Origin of the sequence: Enterobacter pseudoroggenkampii (assembly GCF_026420145.1) — a bacterium.
In the GTDB taxonomy this organism is placed as follows: Bacteria; Pseudomonadota; Gammaproteobacteria; order Enterobacterales; family Enterobacteriaceae; genus Enterobacter; species Enterobacter pseudoroggenkampii.
Genome location: NZ_JAPMLV010000002.1, coordinates 112,393 through 132,485 on the forward strand (window position 1 = coordinate 112,393; position 20,093 = coordinate 132,485).

16 protein-coding genes are annotated in these 20,093 nt (G+C 55.9%); all 16 read right to left on the reverse strand.

From position 1 onward, the window contains the following. Positions 1-20: 20 nt before the first annotated feature. Positions 21-413, reverse strand: a complete 393-nt coding sequence (mutT, locus tag OTG14_RS13760; protein WP_023310403.1) for an 8-oxo-dGTP diphosphatase MutT — start codon at positions 411-413, stop codon at positions 21-23. A 57-nt stretch (positions 414-470) separates the two neighbouring features. Further along, positions 471-3,176 carry a preprotein translocase subunit SecA gene (secA, locus tag OTG14_RS13765; protein WP_267215246.1) on the reverse strand — a complete coding sequence of 902 codons (2,706 nt, stop codon included), beginning with the start codon at positions 3,174-3,176 and terminating at the stop codon, positions 471-473. A gap of 58 nt (positions 3,177-3,234) precedes the next feature. Beyond that, positions 3,235-3,738, reverse strand: coding sequence for a secA translation cis-regulator SecM (secM, locus tag OTG14_RS13770; protein ID WP_073961640.1), 504 nt, complete (start codon positions 3,736-3,738; stop codon positions 3,235-3,237). 279 nt (positions 3,739-4,017) lie between these two features. Then, complete coding sequence (lpxC, locus tag OTG14_RS13775) at positions 4,018-4,935, reverse strand: UDP-3-O-acyl-N-acetylglucosamine deacetylase (protein WP_008501977.1); 918 nt, start codon at positions 4,933-4,935, stop codon at positions 4,018-4,020. A 101-nt stretch (positions 4,936-5,036) separates the two neighbouring features. Continuing rightward, positions 5,037-6,188: a cell division protein FtsZ gene (gene ftsZ / locus OTG14_RS13780; RefSeq protein WP_267215247.1), complete on the reverse strand. Its 1,152-nt coding sequence runs from the start codon at positions 6,186-6,188 to the stop codon at positions 5,037-5,039. A gap of 63 nt (positions 6,189-6,251) precedes the next feature. Continuing rightward, positions 6,252-7,508 carry a cell division protein FtsA gene (ftsA, locus tag OTG14_RS13785; protein WP_023334508.1) on the reverse strand — a complete coding sequence of 419 codons (1,257 nt, stop codon included), beginning with the start codon at positions 7,506-7,508 and terminating at the stop codon, positions 6,252-6,254. Further along, positions 7,505-8,347: a cell division protein FtsQ gene (ftsQ, locus tag OTG14_RS13790; RefSeq protein WP_024907461.1), complete on the reverse strand. Its 843-nt coding sequence runs from the start codon at positions 8,345-8,347 to the stop codon at positions 7,505-7,507. Before ftsQ ends, ftsA begins: the two co-directional genes overlap by 4 nt. Before the next feature lies 1 nt (position 8,348). Continuing rightward, positions 8,349-9,269 carry a D-alanine--D-alanine ligase gene (locus tag OTG14_RS13795; protein ID WP_267215248.1) on the reverse strand — a complete coding sequence of 307 codons (921 nt, stop codon included), beginning with the start codon at positions 9,267-9,269 and terminating at the stop codon, positions 8,349-8,351. Next, entirely contained in the window at positions 9,262-10,737 is a 1,476-nt protein-coding gene (gene murC / locus OTG14_RS13800; protein ID WP_032649810.1) for a UDP-N-acetylmuramate--L-alanine ligase, read from the reverse strand. Before murC ends, OTG14_RS13795 begins: the two co-directional genes overlap by 8 nt. Positions 10,738-10,793: 56 nt before the next feature. After that, a complete protein-coding gene (gene murG / locus OTG14_RS13805; protein WP_023334504.1) occupies positions 10,794-11,858 on the reverse strand; it encodes an undecaprenyldiphospho-muramoylpentapeptide beta-N-acetylglucosaminyltransferase in 1,065 nt (354 codons plus the stop codon). Beyond that, on the reverse strand, positions 11,855-13,099 hold the full coding sequence (gene ftsW / locus OTG14_RS13810; protein ID WP_048989648.1) for a cell division protein FtsW: 1,245 nt from the start codon (positions 13,097-13,099) through the stop codon (positions 11,855-11,857). The genes murG and ftsW overlap by 4 nt, the downstream gene beginning before the upstream one ends. After that, positions 13,099-14,415: a UDP-N-acetylmuramoyl-L-alanine--D-glutamate ligase gene (gene murD / locus OTG14_RS13815; RefSeq protein ID WP_267215249.1), complete on the reverse strand. Its 1,317-nt coding sequence runs from the start codon at positions 14,413-14,415 to the stop codon at positions 13,099-13,101. The genes ftsW and murD overlap by 1 nt, the downstream gene beginning before the upstream one ends. Positions 14,416-14,417: 2 nt before the next feature. Next, positions 14,418-15,500, reverse strand: coding sequence for a phospho-N-acetylmuramoyl-pentapeptide-transferase (gene mraY, locus OTG14_RS13820; RefSeq protein ID WP_008501985.1), 1,083 nt, complete (start codon positions 15,498-15,500; stop codon positions 14,418-14,420). Beyond that, complete coding sequence (gene murF, locus OTG14_RS13825; RefSeq protein WP_267215250.1) at positions 15,494-16,852, reverse strand: UDP-N-acetylmuramoyl-tripeptide--D-alanyl-D-alanine ligase; 1,359 nt, start codon at positions 16,850-16,852, stop codon at positions 15,494-15,496. The genes mraY and murF overlap by 7 nt, the downstream gene beginning before the upstream one ends. After that, positions 16,849-18,336, reverse strand: coding sequence for a UDP-N-acetylmuramoyl-L-alanyl-D-glutamate--2,6-diaminopimelate ligase (murE, locus tag OTG14_RS13830; RefSeq protein WP_032649816.1), 1,488 nt, complete (start codon positions 18,334-18,336; stop codon positions 16,849-16,851). Before murE ends, murF begins: the two co-directional genes overlap by 4 nt. After that, the gene (locus OTG14_RS13835; RefSeq protein WP_024907454.1) at positions 18,323-20,089 is read right to left on the reverse strand and encodes a peptidoglycan glycosyltransferase FtsI; all 1,767 of its coding nucleotides are present in this window, start codon (positions 20,087-20,089) and stop codon (positions 18,323-18,325) included. The genes murE and OTG14_RS13835 overlap by 14 nt, the downstream gene beginning before the upstream one ends. Between the last annotated feature and the right edge of the window lie 4 nt (positions 20,090-20,093).

The window sequence follows — 20,093 nt, forward strand, 5'->3', positions numbered from 1 at the left end:
TGGCGCGTCGCTCAGCAGGCCTACGGTTGTGCGACTAACCGCAGGATCACAGGTTCATTAGCTGGCGGGAATTTTTCGGCATCACTTGCCTGAAGCTCTACCCAGTTACCCGGCTGTCCCTCTTTTCCCCAGGGTTCACCTTCCCAGTTTTCCACCAGCCAGAACCACAGCGTGATGTGCCTGTCCGGAAACTGGTACTCAAGCTTATCAAACAGCGTAGCGCCAAGCGGGGTAATCCCGACTTCTTCCTGAAGTTCCCGAACCAGCGCCTCTTCCGGCGTTTCACCTGACTCGATTTTACCGCCCGGAAACTCCCACTTGTTCGCCATATGGGCGTCGGCAGCGCGCTGGGTGATGAAGATTTGGTTTTGCGGGTTGCGAATAATCCCGACGGCAATTTGCAGTATTTTCATATTGTTACTTCCATAAAAAAGGCGCAGATGTCTGCGCCTTTTTGTTTTTTTATGAACTTAGCTCAGACGGCCGTGGCACGCCTTGTACTTTTTACCGGAACCACACGGGCACGGATCGTTACGACCCACTTTACGATCGCCGGTCTGCGCGGCGATCGCCGCTGCGGCTTCGCTGTCGTCGGTCTGATGACTCAGCTGTTGCATTTGTGCCAGACGCTCGGCTTCTTCACGACGCTGCAGCTCCATCGCTTCCACTTCTTCCGGCATACGCACCTGAACCTTGCTCAGGGTGCTGATCACTTCGTACTTCAGTGACTCCAGCATAGACGCAAACATGGAGAAGGATTCACGCTTGTATTCCTGCTTCGGATCTTTCTGCGCATAGCCACGCAGGTGGATACCCTGACGCAGGTAGTCCATCGCCGCCAGGTGCTCTTTCCACAGGGAGTCCAGAGTCTGCAGCATCACGCCTTTTTCGAAGTGACGCATCATTTCAGCGCCAACAACCTCTTCCTTACGCTTGTAAACGTCCAGCGCGGTTTCAAAGATACGTTCACGCAGGGTCTCTTCGTGCAGCTCAGGCTCTTTGTCCAGCCACTCTTTGATTGGCAGTTCGAGGTCAAAGTCATTTTTCAGACGTTCCTGCAGGCCTTCAATATCCCACATCTCTTCCAGAGACTGCGGTGGAATATGCGCGTCGATGGTGGCTTTGAACACATCTTCACGAATGCTGTTGATGGTTTCGCTCACGTCGGACACGTCCAGCAGTTCGTTACGCTGGGTGTAGATCGCACGGCGCTGATCGTTAGCCACATCATCATATTCCAGCAGCTGCTTACGGATATCAAAGTTGCGGCTTTCCACTTTACGCTGTGCGTTAGCGATCGCTTTGGTGACCCACGGGTGCTCAATAGCTTCGCCAGGTTTCATCCCCAGCTTACGCATCATGCCGGATACACGGTCGGAGGCAAAAATACGCATCAGCGCATCTTCCATAGACAGGTAGAAACGGGATGAACCGGCATCCCCCTGACGACCCGCACGACCACGCAGCTGGTTATCGATACGACGGGATTCATGACGCTCTGTACCGATGATATGCAGACCGCCGGAAGCCAGAACGGCGTCATGACGAACCTGCCAGTCGGCTTTGATCTGGGCAATCTGTTCTGGCGTTGGGTTTTCCAGCTCCGCCACTTCAGCCTGCCAGCTACCGCCCAGCATAATGTCGGTACCACGACCCGCCATGTTGGTGGCGATGGTTACGGCAGCCGGATAACCCGCCTGCGCAACGATGTCCGCTTCTTTGGCGTGGAATTTGGCGTTAAGAACGTTGTGTTGGATACCCGCTTTCGTCAGCTCGTGCGAAACCACTTCGGATTTCTCGATGGAGATGGTCCCCACCAGAACCGGCTGGCCATTGGCAGTACGGTCGCGAATATCTTCGATGATCGCCTGAATTTTTTCCGCTTCGGTCATGTACACCAGGTCCGGCATATCCTTACGGATCATCGGACGGTTGGTTGGAACGACCACGGTATCCAGCTTGTAGATAGAGCTGAATTCAAACGCTTCGGTATCAGCAGTACCGGTCATCCCCGCCAGTTTCTCGTACAGACGGAAGTAGTTCTGGAAGGTGATAGACGCCAGGGTCTGGTTTTCATTCTGAATATCCACACCTTCTTTGGCTTCCACAGCCTGGTGCAGACCGTCAGACCAGCGACGTCCCTGCATGGTACGGCCGGTGTGCTCATCGACGATGATCACTTCACCGTCTTTTACGATGTAGTCGACGTCGCGGGTGAACAGCGCGTGGGCACGCAGCGCGGCAGTCACGTGGTGCATCAGCATAATGTTGCTCGGGGAGTACAGAGACTCGCCCTCTTCCATAATGCCTTCAGCGACCAGCAGCTCTTCAATTTTCACCAGACCACGTTCGGTCAGGTTCACCTGGCGCGCTTTTTCATCAACGGAGAAGTGGCCTTCACCCTGGAAGGTATCCGAGTCCTCTTTCTCCTGACGCAGCAGGTGTGGAATGATTTTGTCGACCTTACGGTACATCTCGGAGCTGTCTTCAGCCGGGCCGGAGATGATAAGCGGAGTACGCGCTTCATCGATCAGGATGGAGTCCACCTCATCCACCAGCGCATAGTGCAGTTTACGCTGTACGCGCTCTTCCGGGCTGAACGCCATGTTGTCACGCAGGTAGTCGAAGCCGTATTCGTTGTTGGTACCGTAGGTAATGTCCGCGTTATACGCTTCACGCTTGGCTGGCGCAGGCAGGCCGGACATGTTGATGCCGACGGTCATACCGAGGAATTCGAATAGTGGACGGTTGTTTTCGGCGTCACGCTGCGCCAGATAGTCGTTGACGGTTACCACGTGAACGCCTTTACCGGTCAGCGCGTTCAGGTAAGCCGGCAGCGTTGCGGTCAGGGTTTTACCTTCACCGGTACGCATTTCCGCGATGCAGCGCTCGTTAAGCACCATACCGCCCAGCAGCTGAACGTCGAAGTGACGCATGCCGAATACGCGCTTACTTGCTTCACGCACAACAGCAAACGCTTCCGGGATCAGGCTTTCTAAGGTTTCGCCTTTTTCCAGACGCGCACGGAATTCCGCCGTTTTCGCTTTCAGCTCATCATCAGAGAGCTTCTCCATCGCCGGTTCCATACCGTTGATGACAGCAACAGCTTTGCGCATACGGCGCAGGGTACGATCGTTACGACTACCAAAAACTTTAGTTAACAATTTGATTAGCATAATAAATTCTCAAACGCCCCATCGTGGGCAGATAAATTAAGGTATTGAAAAAGTTAATTTAGCTGAGGCGTTGCGGCCCGGCACGAATGCCGTGAGTCTGGCTAATCCAGGTTGAAACAGAGAATGAGACAGGCGGAACGAGCGCGAGCTGCGTCGTCTGGCGAACCATAACCGGCGGCTGGCTGTCCTGCGTGAGCAGAGCGTTGAGCGTGTCCAGCAGCGCAAGATGCTGTGCCTGCACCGGAAGCGTCTCTTCCGCCACAGGCATGGCCTGTGGTGCCATCGCGAAGGAGAGATGACGGATAACCGTGCGGATAGCGTGCTGGTGCCAGTAATCAACGGAGAAATTCGGGCGGCGGCTGGCTTCAAGCCACGCGAGGTTTGTAAAGTTAACCCGCGTGTTGAGATCGTGTTTGGTGGTAGAGGTTTTCGCGGGCGTCGCCGCTTCGGCACTGTTGCTGAGCGCAGGCAAGCCGAAACTCGCCGCGACCATCCCTAATAAGAGATGCGGCCAGAAGTAACGTCTGCCAAATTGTCGCCAGCGCGTCAGTATTCCGCTCACCTGCTCCACCCAATAAGCCAGCCTTGCAGAGGCTGAGTTCAGTTATTCTTTTTAGCGCCCAGATAGTACCACTAAAGCTAATGTACATCAGCAGGAATGAGGTGCCGCCGCGGGGAAAAACGGTCAAGAATGCAGCTAACGCACACATTTTCTGCGTAAGACAAACGAGAGATAACGCCGGGGCAAACGAAGAAGGGTAAAAATAAAAACGACTGGTCTTCCTGGTCGGAGAGAGTACCAGGTTAACCAGTCGATTTTTTTACGAAACGGTCTGAACCGTTACGCCAGAACCATGCTTGGTGCTTTGAAAGCCAGCGGCAGTTCAGCTTCGTCTTCGAAGGTCACATATTCCCAGGCTTCCTGTTTTGCCAGGACGGCCTGCAACAGTTTGTTGTTCAGCGCATGACCGGATTTGAACGCGGTAAATGCACCAATGATGTTGTGACCACACATGAACAGGTCGCCGATAGCATCCAGCATTTTGTGACGAACGAATTCATCTTCGAAACGCAGGCCGTCTTCGTTCAGTACGCGATAATCGTCAACAACGATGGCACAATCGAAGCTGCCGCCCAGGCACAGGCCGCGGGACTGCAGATATTCGATATCACGCATGAAGCCAAATGTACGGGCTCGGCTGATCTGGCGCATAAACGCATCCGCAGAGAAGTTCATCGCATAGCGTTGGGTGCTGGAGTCAATCGCCGGATGGTTAAAGTCGATGGTAAAGTCCAACGAGAAACCATTGTACGGTTTGAATTCAGCCCACTTGTCGCCATCTTCGACGCGAACGGTCTCTTTGATGCGTACAAATTTCTTCGCGCAGTTCAGTTCTTCGATGCCGGCATCCAGCAACAGATAGACGAACGGTGCAGCACTGCCATCCATAATCGGGATTTCTGGCGCATCGACTTCAACAATAATGTTGTCGATACCCAGCCCCGCCAGGGCGGCGTTCAGGTGCTCTACGGTAGAAATCCGCACGTCATGCTCGTTCACCAGACAAGTACAGAGCATAGTATCACGCACAGATTTGGCATCGGCCGGAAAATCTACCGGTGGATTCAAGTCGGTGCGACGATAGATGACCCCGGTATTGGCCGGCGCAGGGCGTAACGTCAGCGTGACTTTCTTGCCGGTATGTAAACCGACACCTGTCGCCTGAACGATACGTTTAAGTGTCCTTTGTTTGATCATCGTATAATCTCGCCAAATTAACTATCCAACCGAGAGTGTATATCACTAACGGTGGGCCAGTTTAGCACAAAGAGCGCAAATCCCCTAATTCCAGCCAATTCTTAGTCAGCTTGCTTACGCAGGAACGCCGGGATATCCAGATAATCTGGCTCTTTCGCCGTTTGCGGCGTTGGGTCGTTCACCACTTTCGCGGCCGGTTTCTGCTCCTGAGTCAGAGGAGACATACCGTGCTGCTGGTAACGATCCATTACCGGTTGCTGAGCCTGCTTGTTGGTCACTAAGGTGATCTCAGGACGTTTGTCCATACCGATACCGGTCGCAACAACGGTAACACGCAGCTCGTCGTTCATTTCAGGGTCAAGGGAAGTACCGATTACCACGGTAGCGTTGTCAGAGGCGAACGCACGGATAGTGTTACCCACGGTTTCGAACTCATCCAGACGCAGGTCAAAGCCAGCGGTAATGTTGACCAGCACGCCGCGCGCACCAGACAGATCGATATCTTCCAGCAGTGGAGAAGAGATAGCCATTTCAGCCGCTTCTTCTGCACGGTCTTCACCGCTCGCCACGCCAGAGCCCATCATCGCGTAGCCCATTTCGGACATCACGGTGCGAACGTCTGCAAAGTCAACGTTCATCAGGCCAGGACGGGTAATCAGTTCAGCGATACCCTGAACCGCACCTTTCAGCACGTCGTTTGCTGCACCGAATGCGTCCAGCAGGGAGATACCGCGACCCAGAACTTTCAACAGCTTATCGTTCGGGATGGTGATCAGCGAGTCCACATGCTTGGACAGCTCGGTGATACCCTGCTCCGCGAAAGCCATACGCTTCTTGCCTTCAAAGTTGAAAGGCTTGGTCACGACAGCAACGGTCAGGATACCTAAATCTTTTGCCACTTCAGCCACAACAGGTGCTGCGCCGGTACCGGTACCGCCACCCATACCTGCTGCGATGAAGACCATGTCCGCACCTTCCAGTGCAGCGCGCAGGGCTTCACGATCTTCTTCAGCCGCATTGCGACCCACTTCCGGGTTAGCCCCTGCTCCCAGCCCTTTGGTGATACCACCGCCGATCTGGATAGTCTGGCCTACAGCCGTTTTACGCAGTGCCTGTGCATCGGTGTTAACTGCGAAGAACTCAACACCCTCAATGCGTTCACGCACCATATGCTCTACGGCGTTACCGCCGCCGCCACCGACGCCGATGACTTTAATCACCGCGTCGTTGGTCAGTTCCATAGGTTCAAACATAATTTCTCTCTCCGTTGTGCCTGTCGCCCGAGACCGCTAATTCTCTCCGGTCTCTTAAAAAAATTAAAACTCTTTTCGCAACCAGTTGTTCAGTCGTTTGACCCACGACCCCACTGAGACGCGTTTTTCCACTTCTGCTTCACCACTGAGATGAGATTCCTTCCCGTAGTGGAGCAGGCCCACGGCCGTTGAATAATACGGCTCCTGAGCATAATCCGTTAAACCGGTGATATTCAGCGGCGCACCAATACGCACCTGCGTATGGAACACGCGCTGTGCACAGGCCGCAAGACCTTCAATTTGCGCTGCGCCGCCGGTTAATACAATCCCCGCCGCAAGATGATGTTTAACGCCCTGCTGACGAAGCTGTTCCTGTAACTGTAAAATCTCTTCGTTGACCAGGTTGAGCAGCTCGGTATAGCGCGGCTCAATCACCTCTGCCAACGTCTGGCGCTGCAGGCTGCGCGGTGGACGACCACCAACGCTCGGCACTTCAACGCTCTCATCTTTGCCAACAATAGACCCCAGCGCACAGCCGTGGCGCACTTTAATCGCTTCTGCATCGCTCGGCGGCGTACCAAAAGCGTAAGCAATATCGCTGGTCACGACGTTCCCTGCGTACGGGATCACTTTGGTGTGGCGCAACGCACCGCCGGTATATACGGCGATATCCATTGTACCACCACCAATATCGACCACACAGACACCCAGTTCACGTTCATCTTCGGTCAGCACGGAATAACTTGCCGCCAGACCCGCGAAAATAAGTTGGTCAACTTTCAGGCCACAACGTTCAACGGCTTTTACAATGTTCTTCGCCATATCGTTGTGACATGTGATCAGGTGCACTTTTGCCTGCATACGTACGCCGGAAAGACCCACCGGGTTCTTAATCCCTTCCTGGTAGTCAATCGCATATTCCTGCGGGATGACATGCAGCACGCGATGCTCATCGCGGACGCGCACGGACTTCGCCGTGTGCACGACGTTTTCAACGTCTTCCTGCGTCACTTCTTCCTCAGAAATCGGCACCATACCAATTTCGTTCTGGCAGCTAATGTGCTTACCAGAAAGGGCCAGATAGACAGAAGAAATCTGGCAATCTGCCATCAATTCAGCCTGATCGATGGCGCGCTGAACGCATTTCACCACCGATTCAAGATCGTTTACCCCACCTTTATCCATACCACGGGACGGGCAACTGCCTACGCCAATGATATTGACCATACCGTCGGGCAGAACTTCCCCTACTAAAGCGGCAACCTTCGCGGTGCCAATCTCCAGTCCAACTACCAGTTTTCTGTCCGTCGCCTTGATCATTGTTGTTCTGCCTGTACCTGTGCCTGATTCTGTTGCTGATTAGGTTCCTCGACCGGAGCCGGTACCCAACCGACTGCTGCGCCTGAGTCATAGCGCAAATCAACGTAGCTTATCCGTTTGCCGTCAGTCTGTGCCTGCTGCTGTAAAACCGGGTAAAGTTCGACAAAACGCGCCAGACGCTTCATTGTGTCTCCGCGTCCCAGGTTGAGCTTAATGCCGTTCGTTAACGTCAGCTGCCAGGAACGGCGCGCCGTCATGGCAGCATCTTTTAACGTAAACCTGTCCTTCGCCAGCACCTGACCCATCTCGCGAAAACCCTGTAACACTTCGTTTTCGCTGCCTTCAGGGCCATACAACATCGGTAAATTTTGCTTGTTGACACGATCGGTCGGGACGCTGAAGGAATTTCCGTCTACGTCAACCATGTGCTGATCATTCCAACGCGCAATGGGCACATATTCAACCAGATGAATCTTCAATTCATCAGGCCATTGCTTTCTTACGCTCGCCTGTTTTATCCATGGCAGACGTTCTATCTGGCTCTGGATAATATTGACGTCCTGCGTCATAAAGGTGCCAGGCGAGCCCAGCGCCAGTATTGACTGACGAATATCGTCGTTACGCGTGTAGTGGCGCTCGCCGGTGACCACCAGCTTAGAGAGCGGCAACCGCTGCGCATCTTCCATCCAGCCCAGGACCATCCAGCCGCTGATAAACACAGTGCACAACACCCCGAGCAGGAAAATGATGCCTGCAAGACGCGTTCCATTACTGCGGCGTGAAGAGGTGTATTCGTCCTCGTCATCGCGGTTGCGCGTGTTCAATGCAGCCTGAGACATATCAGCCCGCCTGGTCCAGAATGCGTACGACTAACTGCGAGAAACTCATCCCCGCCTGACGTGCAGCCATCGGCACAAGGCTGTGACTGGTCATTCCCGGAGAGGTATTGGCTTCCAGCAAATAAAATTGCCCATCACTGTCCTGCATCACGTCGATGCGTCCCCAGCCGCGGCAACCCAGAACATGCCAGGCTTTAAGCACCAGGGACTGTAAATCTGCTTCACGCTCGGCTTCAAGACCACAAGGGCAGAAATATTGCGTCTCATCAGAGAGATACTTCGCCTCATAATCATAGAAGGTTCCGGCCGGTTGGATACGGATTGACGGTAAAATTTCTTCGCCAAGCATCGCGACGGTAAATTCTGGCCCGCTGAGCCATTTTTCAATCAGAACTTCTTCATCATGTTGAAATGCCAGTGCTAAAGCGGACGAAAAATCTTCAGCTTTGTCGACTTTGGACATTCCCACACTGGAGCCTTCCCGGCTGGGCTTTACAATAACCGGTAAGCCCAGTTCAGCAATGCGTGTATTAACGCTATCCGGCAGGCCCAATTTAAATTCGCGACGCGTCAGCGCAACCCATGGCGCAACGGGTAACCCCGCGCCCTGCCACAGGAGTTTGCTGCGCAGTTTATCCATAGAGATAGCGGAGGCCATCACGCCGCTGCCGGTGTACGGCATGCCGATCAAATCCAGAAGCCCCTGCAGGGTGCCATCTTCACCGCCGCGACCATGCAAAGCGATAAAGACTTTATCGAAACCCATGGCTTTTAATTGCGTCAAGTCGACCTCTTTTGGGTCGACCAGGTGCGCATTGACGCCCCCTTCACGCAGGCCCGCGAGCACAGCCGCGCCGGAATTCAGGGAAACCTCACGCTCTGCTGAGGCTCCGCCAGACAGGACAGCAATCTTATCAGCCATGATGCTCATCCTCCTGAGTTTGCGGCTTCAGTTTGATTTCAGCTAAGGTACGGGCGATTTTGCCGATATTTCCCGCCCCCTGAATCAGAATCAGATCGTTACCTGTCAGGACCGGTGCCAGAATTTCCGCCACCTGTGCAGGGTCAGAAACCAGAATAGGGTCCACTTTACCGCGTCCACGGATGGTTCGACATAAAGAACGACTGTCTGCGCCCGGAATCGGAGTTTCGCCCGCTGAATAAACATCCAGCATTAACAGTGTATCGACCTGTGAAAGGACGCTGGCGAAATCGTCGTACAGATCGCGCGTACGCGTGAAGCGGTGCGGCTGGAAGATCATCACCAGATTCTTGTCAGGCCAGCCTGCACGTGCGGCTTTGATGGTGGCGTCCACTTCGGTCGGATGGTGGCCGTAGTCGTCCACCAGCATCGCTGTGCCGGCTTTACCGTTCACGGCGTCCAGCGGGAATTCACCGAGGAAGTCGAAGCGACGGCCGGTGCCCTGGAAGCTTTCCAGCGCGCGCAGAATCGCATCATCATCAATGCCTTCTTCCGTCGCGACGGCCACTGCCGCTGCGGCATTGAGGGCGTTATGACGACCTGGCGCATTCAGCGTGACGTGCAGCAGTTCTTTGTCCTGACGCGCCAGCGTGAAATGCCCCTGCGCACCAATCTGTTTGTACTCTTCCACGCGAACGTCAGCGTCTTCGCTGAAGCCGTAAGTGGTGATTTGACGACCCACGCGCGGCAGCAGCTCGCGGATCACCGGATCGTCTACGCACATCACCGCGCGTCCATAGAACGGCAGGTTGTGCAGGAAGTTGATGAAGGTCTGCTTTAGGTTTTCGAAGTCGCCCTGGTAGGTATCCATATGGTCAGCTTCGATGTTGGTGACAATCGCCACCATTGGCTGCAGGTGCAGGAACGACGCGTCGCTCTCATCCGCTTCGGCAATCAGATAACGGCTGTGGCCCAGACGCGCATGTACGCCTGCGGCTTTGACCAGACCGCCGTTGACGAAGGTCGGATCGAGACCCGCTTCCGCATAAATACTGGAGACCATCGCCGTGGTCGTGGTTTTACCGTGGGTCCCGGCAATAGCGATGCCGTGACGGAAACGCATCAGTTCCGCCAGCATTTCTGCACGGCGGATCACCGGAATGCGCGCTTCATGCGCGGCAACGATTTCCGGATTGTCAGAGGAGATGGCGCTTGAGACCACCACCACGCTCGCATCGCGCACGTTTTCCGGACGATGGTTGAAATAGATAGTCGCCCCAAGCGACGCCAGCTGCTGCGTAACAGGGTTTGGCGCCAGGTCAGACCCGCTGATCTGATAGCCTTCGTTAGCTAACACTTCGGCAATACCGCCCATGCCAGCACCACCGATGCCAACAAAGTGAATGTGCCGGACGCGACGCATCTCGGGCACGATTGAACGCAGTTTTGCCAGTTGTTGTGTATTCATTCTCTAAACGCCATCGACTACTTAAAATTCGTGCCGCGCTTCACGCGCTGCGAGGGTTAAGCCTGGGCTGCCAGGCTCACTTCTTTTGCCACCCGTTCCGTCGCATCAGGGATAGCGGCCGCGCGCGCGCGTTGCGCCATCTCCAGCAGTGCGTCTCTGTTCCAGCCCGCCAGGGTGGTGGCGACCGCGTCGGCGGTAAATTGTGGCTGTTCAAATATCTTCGCGGCACCGGCTTTCTCAAGCGGCAGCGCATTCCAGTACTGCTGTCTGTCTTTGTGCTGGAAAGGCACAAACAGGGCAGGCAGACCGGCGGCGGCGATCTCGCTCACCGTCAGGGCGCCTGAACGACAGACCACGACATCGGCCCAGGCATACGCTGCCGCCATGTCGTCGATAAACTCTGTGACTTTATGCTGCGGCTGACCTTCGTCTGCGTAAGCCTGCTCAACGGTCTGCTGAGCGCCTTTTCCGCTCTGGTGCCAGATCGTCACGGCATCCCCCAGCTTTGCGGCAACCTGCGGCATCGTCTGGTTTAGGATGCGCGCGCCCTGAGAGCCGCCGACGACCAGTACACGCACCGGCCCTTCACGGCCCGTCAGACGAGCGTCCGGCAGCGGCAGCGCCAGCACGTCCACACGCACCGGGTTACCTACGACGTCCGCTTTCGGGAACGCGCCGGGAAACGCCTGCATAACTTTGGTGGCGATTTTCGCCAGCCACTTGTTGGTCAGACCGGCAATACCGTTCTGCTCATGCAGCACAACGGGAATACCTAACGACCACGCCGCCAGCCCGCCAGGACCCGAGACATAGCCGCCCATGCCCAGCACCACATCCGGCTTAAAGCGCTTCATGATGGTGCGCGCCTGACGCCAGGCGTTAAAAATACGCACCGGTGCCAGCAGCATTGCCTTGAGGCCTTTGCCCCGAAGGCCGGAAATACGAATAAAGTCGATCTCGATACCGTGCTTCGGTACCAGATCGGCTTCCATGCGGTCTGCGGTTCCCAGCCAGCGTACCTGCCAGCCCTGATCCATTAAATGGTGCGCAACCGCCAGTCCCGGGAACACGTGTCCGCCGGTACCGCCTGCCATCACCATTAACCGCTTCGGTTGATTCATCGTGAACCTCGTGTAAACGCCTGGGCTTTTTCCAGACGCGTCTCATAATCTATACGCAACAAAAACATGATGGCCGTCGACATAATCAACAGACTGGAACCACCATAACTGATCAACGGCAACGTCAGACCTTTGGTCGGCAGCATACCCGCTGCGGCCCCGACGTTAACCAATGCCTGGAAGCTAAACCAGATACCAATTGAACAGGCTAAGAATCCTGAGAAGCGGTGATCGATCTCCAGCGCTTTCCGGCCGATGGACATGGCGCGGAAAGCGACGAAGAATACCATTAATAGCGCTAATACCACACCGATATAACCCAGTTCTTCCGCAATAATGGAGAAGATGAAGTCAGTGTGCGCTTCCGGTAAATACTCCAGTTTCTGTACCGAGTTACCCAGACCCTGTCCCCAGACTTCGCCGCGACCAAAGGCCATCAGCGACTGAGTCAGCTGATAACCGCTGCCGAACGGATCTTCCCACGGGTTCCAGAACGAGGTTACACGGCGAATACGGTAAGGCTCGGCGAGGATCAGCAGCACAACCGCCGAAATCCCCATTCCGATGATAGCGATGAACTGCCACAGCTTCGCGCCCGCCAGGAACAGCATCGCCAGGGTGGTAACGAACAGCACGACAACGGTACCGAGGTCAGGCTGCGCCAGCAGTAATACCGCCAGCACCAGAATCACGCCCATCGGTTTTAAGAAGCCGCGCAGGTTGTTACGCACTTCATCTACCTTACGCACCAGGTAGTTAGCCAGGTAGCAGAACAGGGAGAGCTTGGTAAATTCCGCAGGTTGAATACGCAGCGGGCCAAAGGCGATCCAGCGCGATGCCCCGTTAACAGAGCTCCCCACCACCAGTACGATCAGCAGCATAATAATCGAGGCGATCAGCATCGCCGTACTGTGCCGCTGCCAGAACTCCATTGGCAGACGCAAGGTCACCAGCGCCAGGCAAAACGCCAGGATGATGTACAGACCATCACGCTTGGCAAACAGGAAAGGATCGTTCGCCAGACGCTGCCCGACAGGCATTGAGGCTGACGTCACCATAATAAAGCCGACCGCTGCCAGCCCCATCGTGAGCCAGAACAGCGTGCGATCGTACATGACCAGGCTATCGTTATCTTTTTGACGAGAGCCCATCACCCAGCCTTTGAGTGCCGCAAACAACCACACCAGGATCCCAAATCCTGGCAGGCGCGGCATTTTCAGGCGAGGGAGAGATAAACGCATCAGCCTAACTCCTTCGCCAGGCGGGTAAAGACATCACCACGCTGTTCGAAATTCTTGAATTGATCGAGGCTGGCGCAGGCCGGAGAGAGCAGCACCATATCGCCTGGCTTCACGCGAGGAGCAATCAGCCGCATCGCCTGTTCCATGGTTTCGGTTTGCTCGGCGACCTCAGGGCGCAGTGCAGCCAGCTCGCTGCCGTCACGGCCGAAGCAGTACAGACGGACGTTATCACCGGAAAGATACGGTTTCAGGGAGGAGAAATCCGCTGATTTACCGTCGCCGCCCAGCAGCAAATGCAGCGTGCCGTCAACGTGCAGGCCGTTCAGCGCGGCCTCCGTGCTGCCCACGTTGGTGGCTTTAGAATCGTTGATCCAGCGTACGCCGTTGTGCTCCAGCGCCAGCTGGAAACGGTGTGCCAGCCCAGAAAACGTGGTTAATGCTTTCAGGCTGGAGGAGCGTGGCAACCCTACTACATCTGCCAGCGCCAGCGCCGCCAGGGCATTGGTATAGTTGTGCTGACCAGTGAGCTTCATCTCTTTCACGTTCAGCACTTTCTCACCCTTCACGCGCAGCCAGGTTTCGCCCAGCTGGCGGTTCAGGTGGTAATCCCCCATCGTAATACCGAAGCTGATGCAGCGATCGTCTGCGCCACGCACCGGCATGGTCAGCGCATCATCGGCATTCACTACGCAGACTTTGGCATTCTCATAAACGCGCAGCTTGGCGGCACGGTACTGCTGCAGACCAAATGGATATCTGTCCATGTGATCTTCAGTCACGTTGAGGATTGTCGCAGCCGCAGCGTGCAGGCTGGAGGTTGTTTCCAGCTGGAAGCTGGAAAGCTCGAGAACATACAGCTCACAGCCTTTGTCCAGCAGCATCAGAGCGGGTAAACCAATGTTACCGCCAACGCCGACGTTCATGCCCGCCGCTTTCGCCATTTCACCCACCAGGGTAGTGACGGTGCTTTTACCGTTAGAACCGGTAATGGCGATAACGGGCGCCTGCGCTTCGCGGCAGAACAGCTCAATATCGCCGATAATCTCAACGCCCGCATCCGCGGCAGCGCTCAGTGAAGGATGCGCCAGCGCCATTCCCGGGCTGGCGACAATCAGATCGGCTGCCAGCAGCCAGTCATCATTCAGACCACCAAGGTGGCGTTCAACCTGTTCAGGCAGTTTGTCCAGACCCGGCGGAGAGACACGCGTATCCATCACGCGCGGCGTCACGCCACGCGCGAGGAAAAAGTCCACGCAGGAGAGTCCCGTAAGACCCAACCCGATGATAACGACTTTTTTGCCCTGGTAATCTGCCATGATTAACGTACCTTCAGCGTTGCCAGGCCAATCAGCACCAGCATCAGCGAAATAATCCAGAAGCGCACAATCACGCGCGGCTCCGGCCAGCCTTTCAGTTCATAGTGGTGGTGAATCGGCGCCATACGGAAGATGCGCTGACCGCGCAGCTTGAAGGAACCGACCTGCAAAATCACCGACAGGGTTTCAACCACAAACACACCGCCCATGATCACCAGCAGGAACTCCTGACGCAGCAGTACGGCGATAATGCCGAGCGCACCGCCCAAAGCCAGAGAACCGACGTCCCCCATAAAGACCTGCGCCGGATAAGTGTTGAACCACAGGAAGCCCAGCCCCGCGCCGACAATCGCCGTACAGACGATCACCAGCTCACCCGCGTGGCGCAGATAAGGGATGTGCAGGTAGTTCGCAAAGTTCATGTTACCGGTCGCCCATGCCACCAGCGCAAAACCGGCGGCGACAAAGACGGTTGGCATAATGGCCAGGCCATCCAGACCGTCGGTCAGGTTTACGGCGTTGCCGGTACCGACAATCACAAAGTAGGCCAGCAGGATGTAGAACAGCCCCAGTTGTGGCATCACGTCCTTAAAGAACGGCACGACCAGCTCGGTGGCTGGCGTATCTTTCCCGGCCAGATACAGCGCGAAGGCCACGCCCAGCGCAATCACCGACATCCAGAAATATTTCCAGCGGGCAATCAGGCCTTTGGTGTCTTTACGAACAACTTTGCGGTAATCATCAACAAAACCGATGATCCCGTAACCCACCAGTACCGTCAGAACGCACCAGACGTACGGGTTGGAGGGATAGGCCCACAGCAGCACGGAAACGACGATGGCGGTCAGGATCATGATCCCGCCCATGGTCGGCGTGCCGCGTTTGCTGAAGTGCGATTCCGGACCGTCGTTACGTACAACCTGACCGAAAGAGAGTTTTTGCAGACGGGCAATCATGCGCGGGCCCATCCACAACGAGATGAACAGCGCAGTCAGCAGGCTGACGATGGCGCGAAACGTCAGATATGAAAAGACGTTAAAGCCTGAATAATATTTGACCAAATGTTCGGCCAGCCAAACTAACATGTCCCGTTCTCCTGTAATGCGTGCACAACCTCTTCCATGGCGGCACTACGTGAACCTTTCACTAACACAGTCACAATTTGTTTTTCTGCAATCAACGCTTTGAGGCGCTCTATCAACGCGGCTTTGTCAGCAAAATGCTCGCCAACGCCGCTGGCATAGCTAATCGCCTGGCTCAGTTTTCCTGCGCTCAGCACACAGTCCAGCCCCGCCGCTTTCGCCGCTTCACCGACCTGGGTATGACAGGCTTCGCTTTCGTCGCCCAGCTCTGCCATATCGCCAACTACCATGATGCGATAGCCCGGCATTTCAGATAACACCTGCACTGCCGCCGTCATCGAGCCAACGTTCGCGTTGTAGGAGTCATCCAGCAGCAGCTTATTTTCCGAAAGCTGAATCGGGAACAGACGTCCCGGCACGGCTTTCAGGTTCGCCAGGCCGGTTTTAATCGCTTCATTCGACGCGCCCACCGCCGTCGACAACGCCGCCGCCGCAAGCGCATTGGCGATGTTATGGCGACCCGGCAGCGGCAGCAGCACATCGACACCACCCGTTGGGGTGGTGAGGGTGAATTCTGTGCCGTGCGACGTCACATGGATATTGGTCGCGGTAAAATCACTGTTGACCGCATTCGGCGAGAAGCGCCAGGTTTTACGCGAACCAATAATGCTCTGCCAGTTCAGCCAGTCGTTGTTATCGGCGTTCAGGATGGCGATACCGTCATCCGGCAGGCCGGTGTAAATCTCACCTTTGGCTTTTGCTACGCCTTCCAGCGAGCCAAAGCCTTCCAGATGCGCAGCCGCGAGGTTATTCACCAGTGCGGCTTCCGGGCGAGTCAGGCTCACGGTCCAGGCGATTTCGCCCTGGTGGTTTGCCCCTAACTCGATCACCGCAAATTCATGTTCTTTGGTCAGGCGGAGTAATGTCATCGGCACGCCGATGTCATTATTGAGGTTGCCCGCGGTATAAAGCGTATTCCCACACTGGCTGAGGATCGCCGCCGTCATCTCTTTCACCGACGTCTTGCCTGATGATCCGGTCAGGGCGACAACGCGCGCAGGGACCTGCTGACGGACCCAGGCGGCCAGCTCACCGAACGCGAGACGCGTATCTTTCACCACAATTTGCGGGAGATCGATATCCAGCTTGCGGCTGACCAGCAGCGCACCGGCGCCGTTCTCTTTGGCCTGTTCAGCAAAATCATGCGCGTCAAAACGCTCGCCTTTCAGCGCCACAAACAGACAGCCTGCGGTGATTTTGCGGGTGTCCGTCGTGACGGCATCAATCGTCAGGTCTTGCCCGTGCAGGTCGCCCTGCAGAATGGCAGCGGCCTGGCTTAACGTGATGCTAATCATGCCACGACTCCCAGCAGACGTGCTGCCGTTACGCGGTCCGAGTAGTCCAGACGGCGATTGCCAACGATCTGATAATCTTCATGGCCTTTACCCGCCAGCAGGACAACATCATTCTCCCGCGCCTGCATGATGGTGTTAGTCACGGCTTCCGCACGGCCTTCCACCACGCGAGCGCGGCCCGCGTCCAGCATGCCCGCCAGAATGTCATTGATGATGGCGCGCGGCTCTTCCGTACGCGGGTTGTCATCGGTGACTACCGGAATATCTGCAAACTGCTCGGCAATAGCCCCCATCAGCGGGCGTTTGCCTTTGTCGCGATCGCCGCCGCAGCCAAACACGCACCAGAGCTTCCCTGTGCAGTGCAGGCGCGCCGCTTCCAGCGCTTTTTCCAGCGCGTCCGGCGTGTGGGCATAATCAACCACAACGGTCGGTTTGCCCGGCGCGCTGAACACTTCCATACGGCCGCAAACCGGCTGCAGCCGCGCTGAGGTTTTCAGCAGCTCAGCCATTGGATACCCCAGCGCGAGCAGCGTCGCCAGCGCCAGCAGCAGGTTGCTGACGTTAAACGCGCCCATCAGGCGGCTTTCAATTTCGCCTTCACCCCAGGAAGAGGCAAAGCGGATTGTCGCCCCACTGTCGTGGTAATTCACTTCAACCGCCTTCAGCCAGCGGCCGTGGCAGTTTGGATTGATATGGTCTTCCATCGACACTGCAACCGCATCCGGCAGCTTCGCCAGCCAGCGGCGGCCCACTTCGTCGTCGGCGTTGATGATGGCTTGTCCGTAATGGTGAGTAGAGAACAGCAGCCATTTCGCGGCTTCGTAATGCTCCATATCACCATGATAATCAAGATGATCGCGGCTCAGATTGGTAAACACGGAAGCGGCAAATTTCAGCGCCGCGACGCGGTGCTGTACCAGACCGTGCGAAGAGACCTCCATCGCAGCAAAGGTTGCCCCCTGCCCTGCCAGACCGGCAAGCACATGCTGTACGTCTACCGCGGAGCCGGTGGTGTTTTCCGTTGGGCTCACTTTGCCCAGCAGGCCATTACCCACGGTCCCCATCACCGCACCGGTTTCACCCAGCAGCTGGGCCCACTGCGCCATCAGCTGCGTGGTGGTGGTTTTACCGTTGGTACCCGTCACGCCAACCAGGCGCAGCTGGTCGGAAGGTTCGTGATAAAAACGCCCCGCCAGTGCGGAAAGACGCTCGTTTAACTGGCTGAGATAGATAACCGGCACCCCGTGCATTTCACGGATCTCACCGTCGGTTGCCTCATCTTTAGCCTCAGCAATAATGGCAGCCACACCTTGCGCAATCGCCTGCGGGATATAACGACGCCCGTCCGCCTGATGACCGACCACCGCCACAAAAAGATCGCCAGAAGCAGCCACGCGGCTGTCCAGTATCATCTCTCGCAGTGCTCGCTCCGGTGCATTTGGCACCCACGGAGCGAGAAGGTCGCGCAAATTACGATCTGCCACCTGTACCCTCGCCTTGATTAATTACAAATTCACTTTTTTCGCCCGTCGCCAGCGCATCCGGTTCAATGTTCATGGTACGTAACACGCCGCCCATGATAGCCCCGAACACAGGCGCGGAGACGGCGCCGCCGTAGTATTTACCCGCCTGTGGATCGTTAATCACGACCACCAGCGCAAAACGCGGATTGCTTGCAGGCGCAACGCCTGCGGTATAGGCAATGTATTTGTTGATATAGCGGCCATCAGGCCCCACTTTTTTCGCCGTACCGGTCTTGATAGCGATGCGATAACCTTTGATTGCCGCCTTCACGCCGCCGCCGCCGGGCAGCGCCACGCTTTCCATCATATGAACAACAGTACGGACGGTCGATTCCGGGAAGATACGTTCACCGGGAACCGGTGGATCAACTTTGGTAATCGACAGCGGACGATAAACGCCATAGCTGCCGATCGTTGCGTAGACTCGCGCTAACTGTAACGGTGTCACCATTAGCCCGTAGCCGAAAGAGAAGGTGGCCCTCTCTATGTCAGACCACCGTTGTTTTTGAGGATATAAGCCACTGCGTTCTCCGACCAACCCCAAATTGGTCGCCTTTCCAAGCCCAAAACGTGAGTAAGTCTCTACTAACGCTGAGGACGGCATCGCTAACGCCAGCTTTGAAACACCGACGTTACTCGACTTCTGTAACACCCCGGTCAGGGTCAATTCGCTGTAGCGCGCCACATCTTTGATTTCGTGACCGTTAATTCGGTAAGGAATGGTATTCAGTACGGTATTTTCATTAACGATACCGCGCTGAAGTGCAGTCATGACGACCATCGGCTTAACGGTCGAACCCGGTTCGAACACGTCGGTGATGGTACGGTTACGCATAATATCCTTTTGCGTACCGGTAAGATTGTTAGGGTTGTAGGACGGGCTATTGGCCATCGCCAGCACTTCACCCGTGTTGACATCAACTAACACGGCACTGCCCGATTCCGCTTTGTTAAAGGCCACGGCGTTGTTCAGCTCGCGGTAAACCAGCGCCTGTAACCGCTCATCGATACTCAGCGCAAGGTTGTGTGCTGCCTGGCTGTCCGTTGAGGAAATATCCTCGATCACGCGACCATAGCGGTCTTTACGCACAATGCGCTCACCGGGCTGGCCGGTCAGCCATTTATCAAAGCTTTTTTCAACGCCCTCAATCCCCTGGCTATCAACGTTAGTAAAGCCAATGAGGTGAGCAGTCACTTCGCCGGAGGGATAGTACCGGCGGGATTCTTCACGCAGATGGATCCCCGGCAGCTTCAATTTTTTGATGTAGTCTGCCATGTCAGGATTCACCTGACGCGCCAGATAGATAAAGCGCCCTCTCGGGTTGGTATTCACGCGTGAAGATAACTGGTCCAGCGGCATCTTCAGCGCATCCGCAAGGGCCTTCCATCGGTTATCAAGCGTGATGCCGCCAGCATCATGCAGTTCTTTCGGATCGGCCCAGATAGCCTTCACCGGCACGCTCACCGCCAGCGGACGACCCGAGCGGTCGGTGATCATCCCACGGGATGTCGACACTTCCTGGACGCGCAGAGAGCGCATATCGCCCTGGCGTACCAGCATGTCAGGGGCGACGATTTGTAGCCAGGCCACGCGTCCGAGCAGGAAACCCAGCGCCAGTAAAATGCAGCCGCAAAGCAACGCAAAACGCCAACTGACAAAGTTGGCCTGTTCTTCCTGACGTTTTGGTTTTAGCGTTTTTGCCGCTGCTTTCATGCGT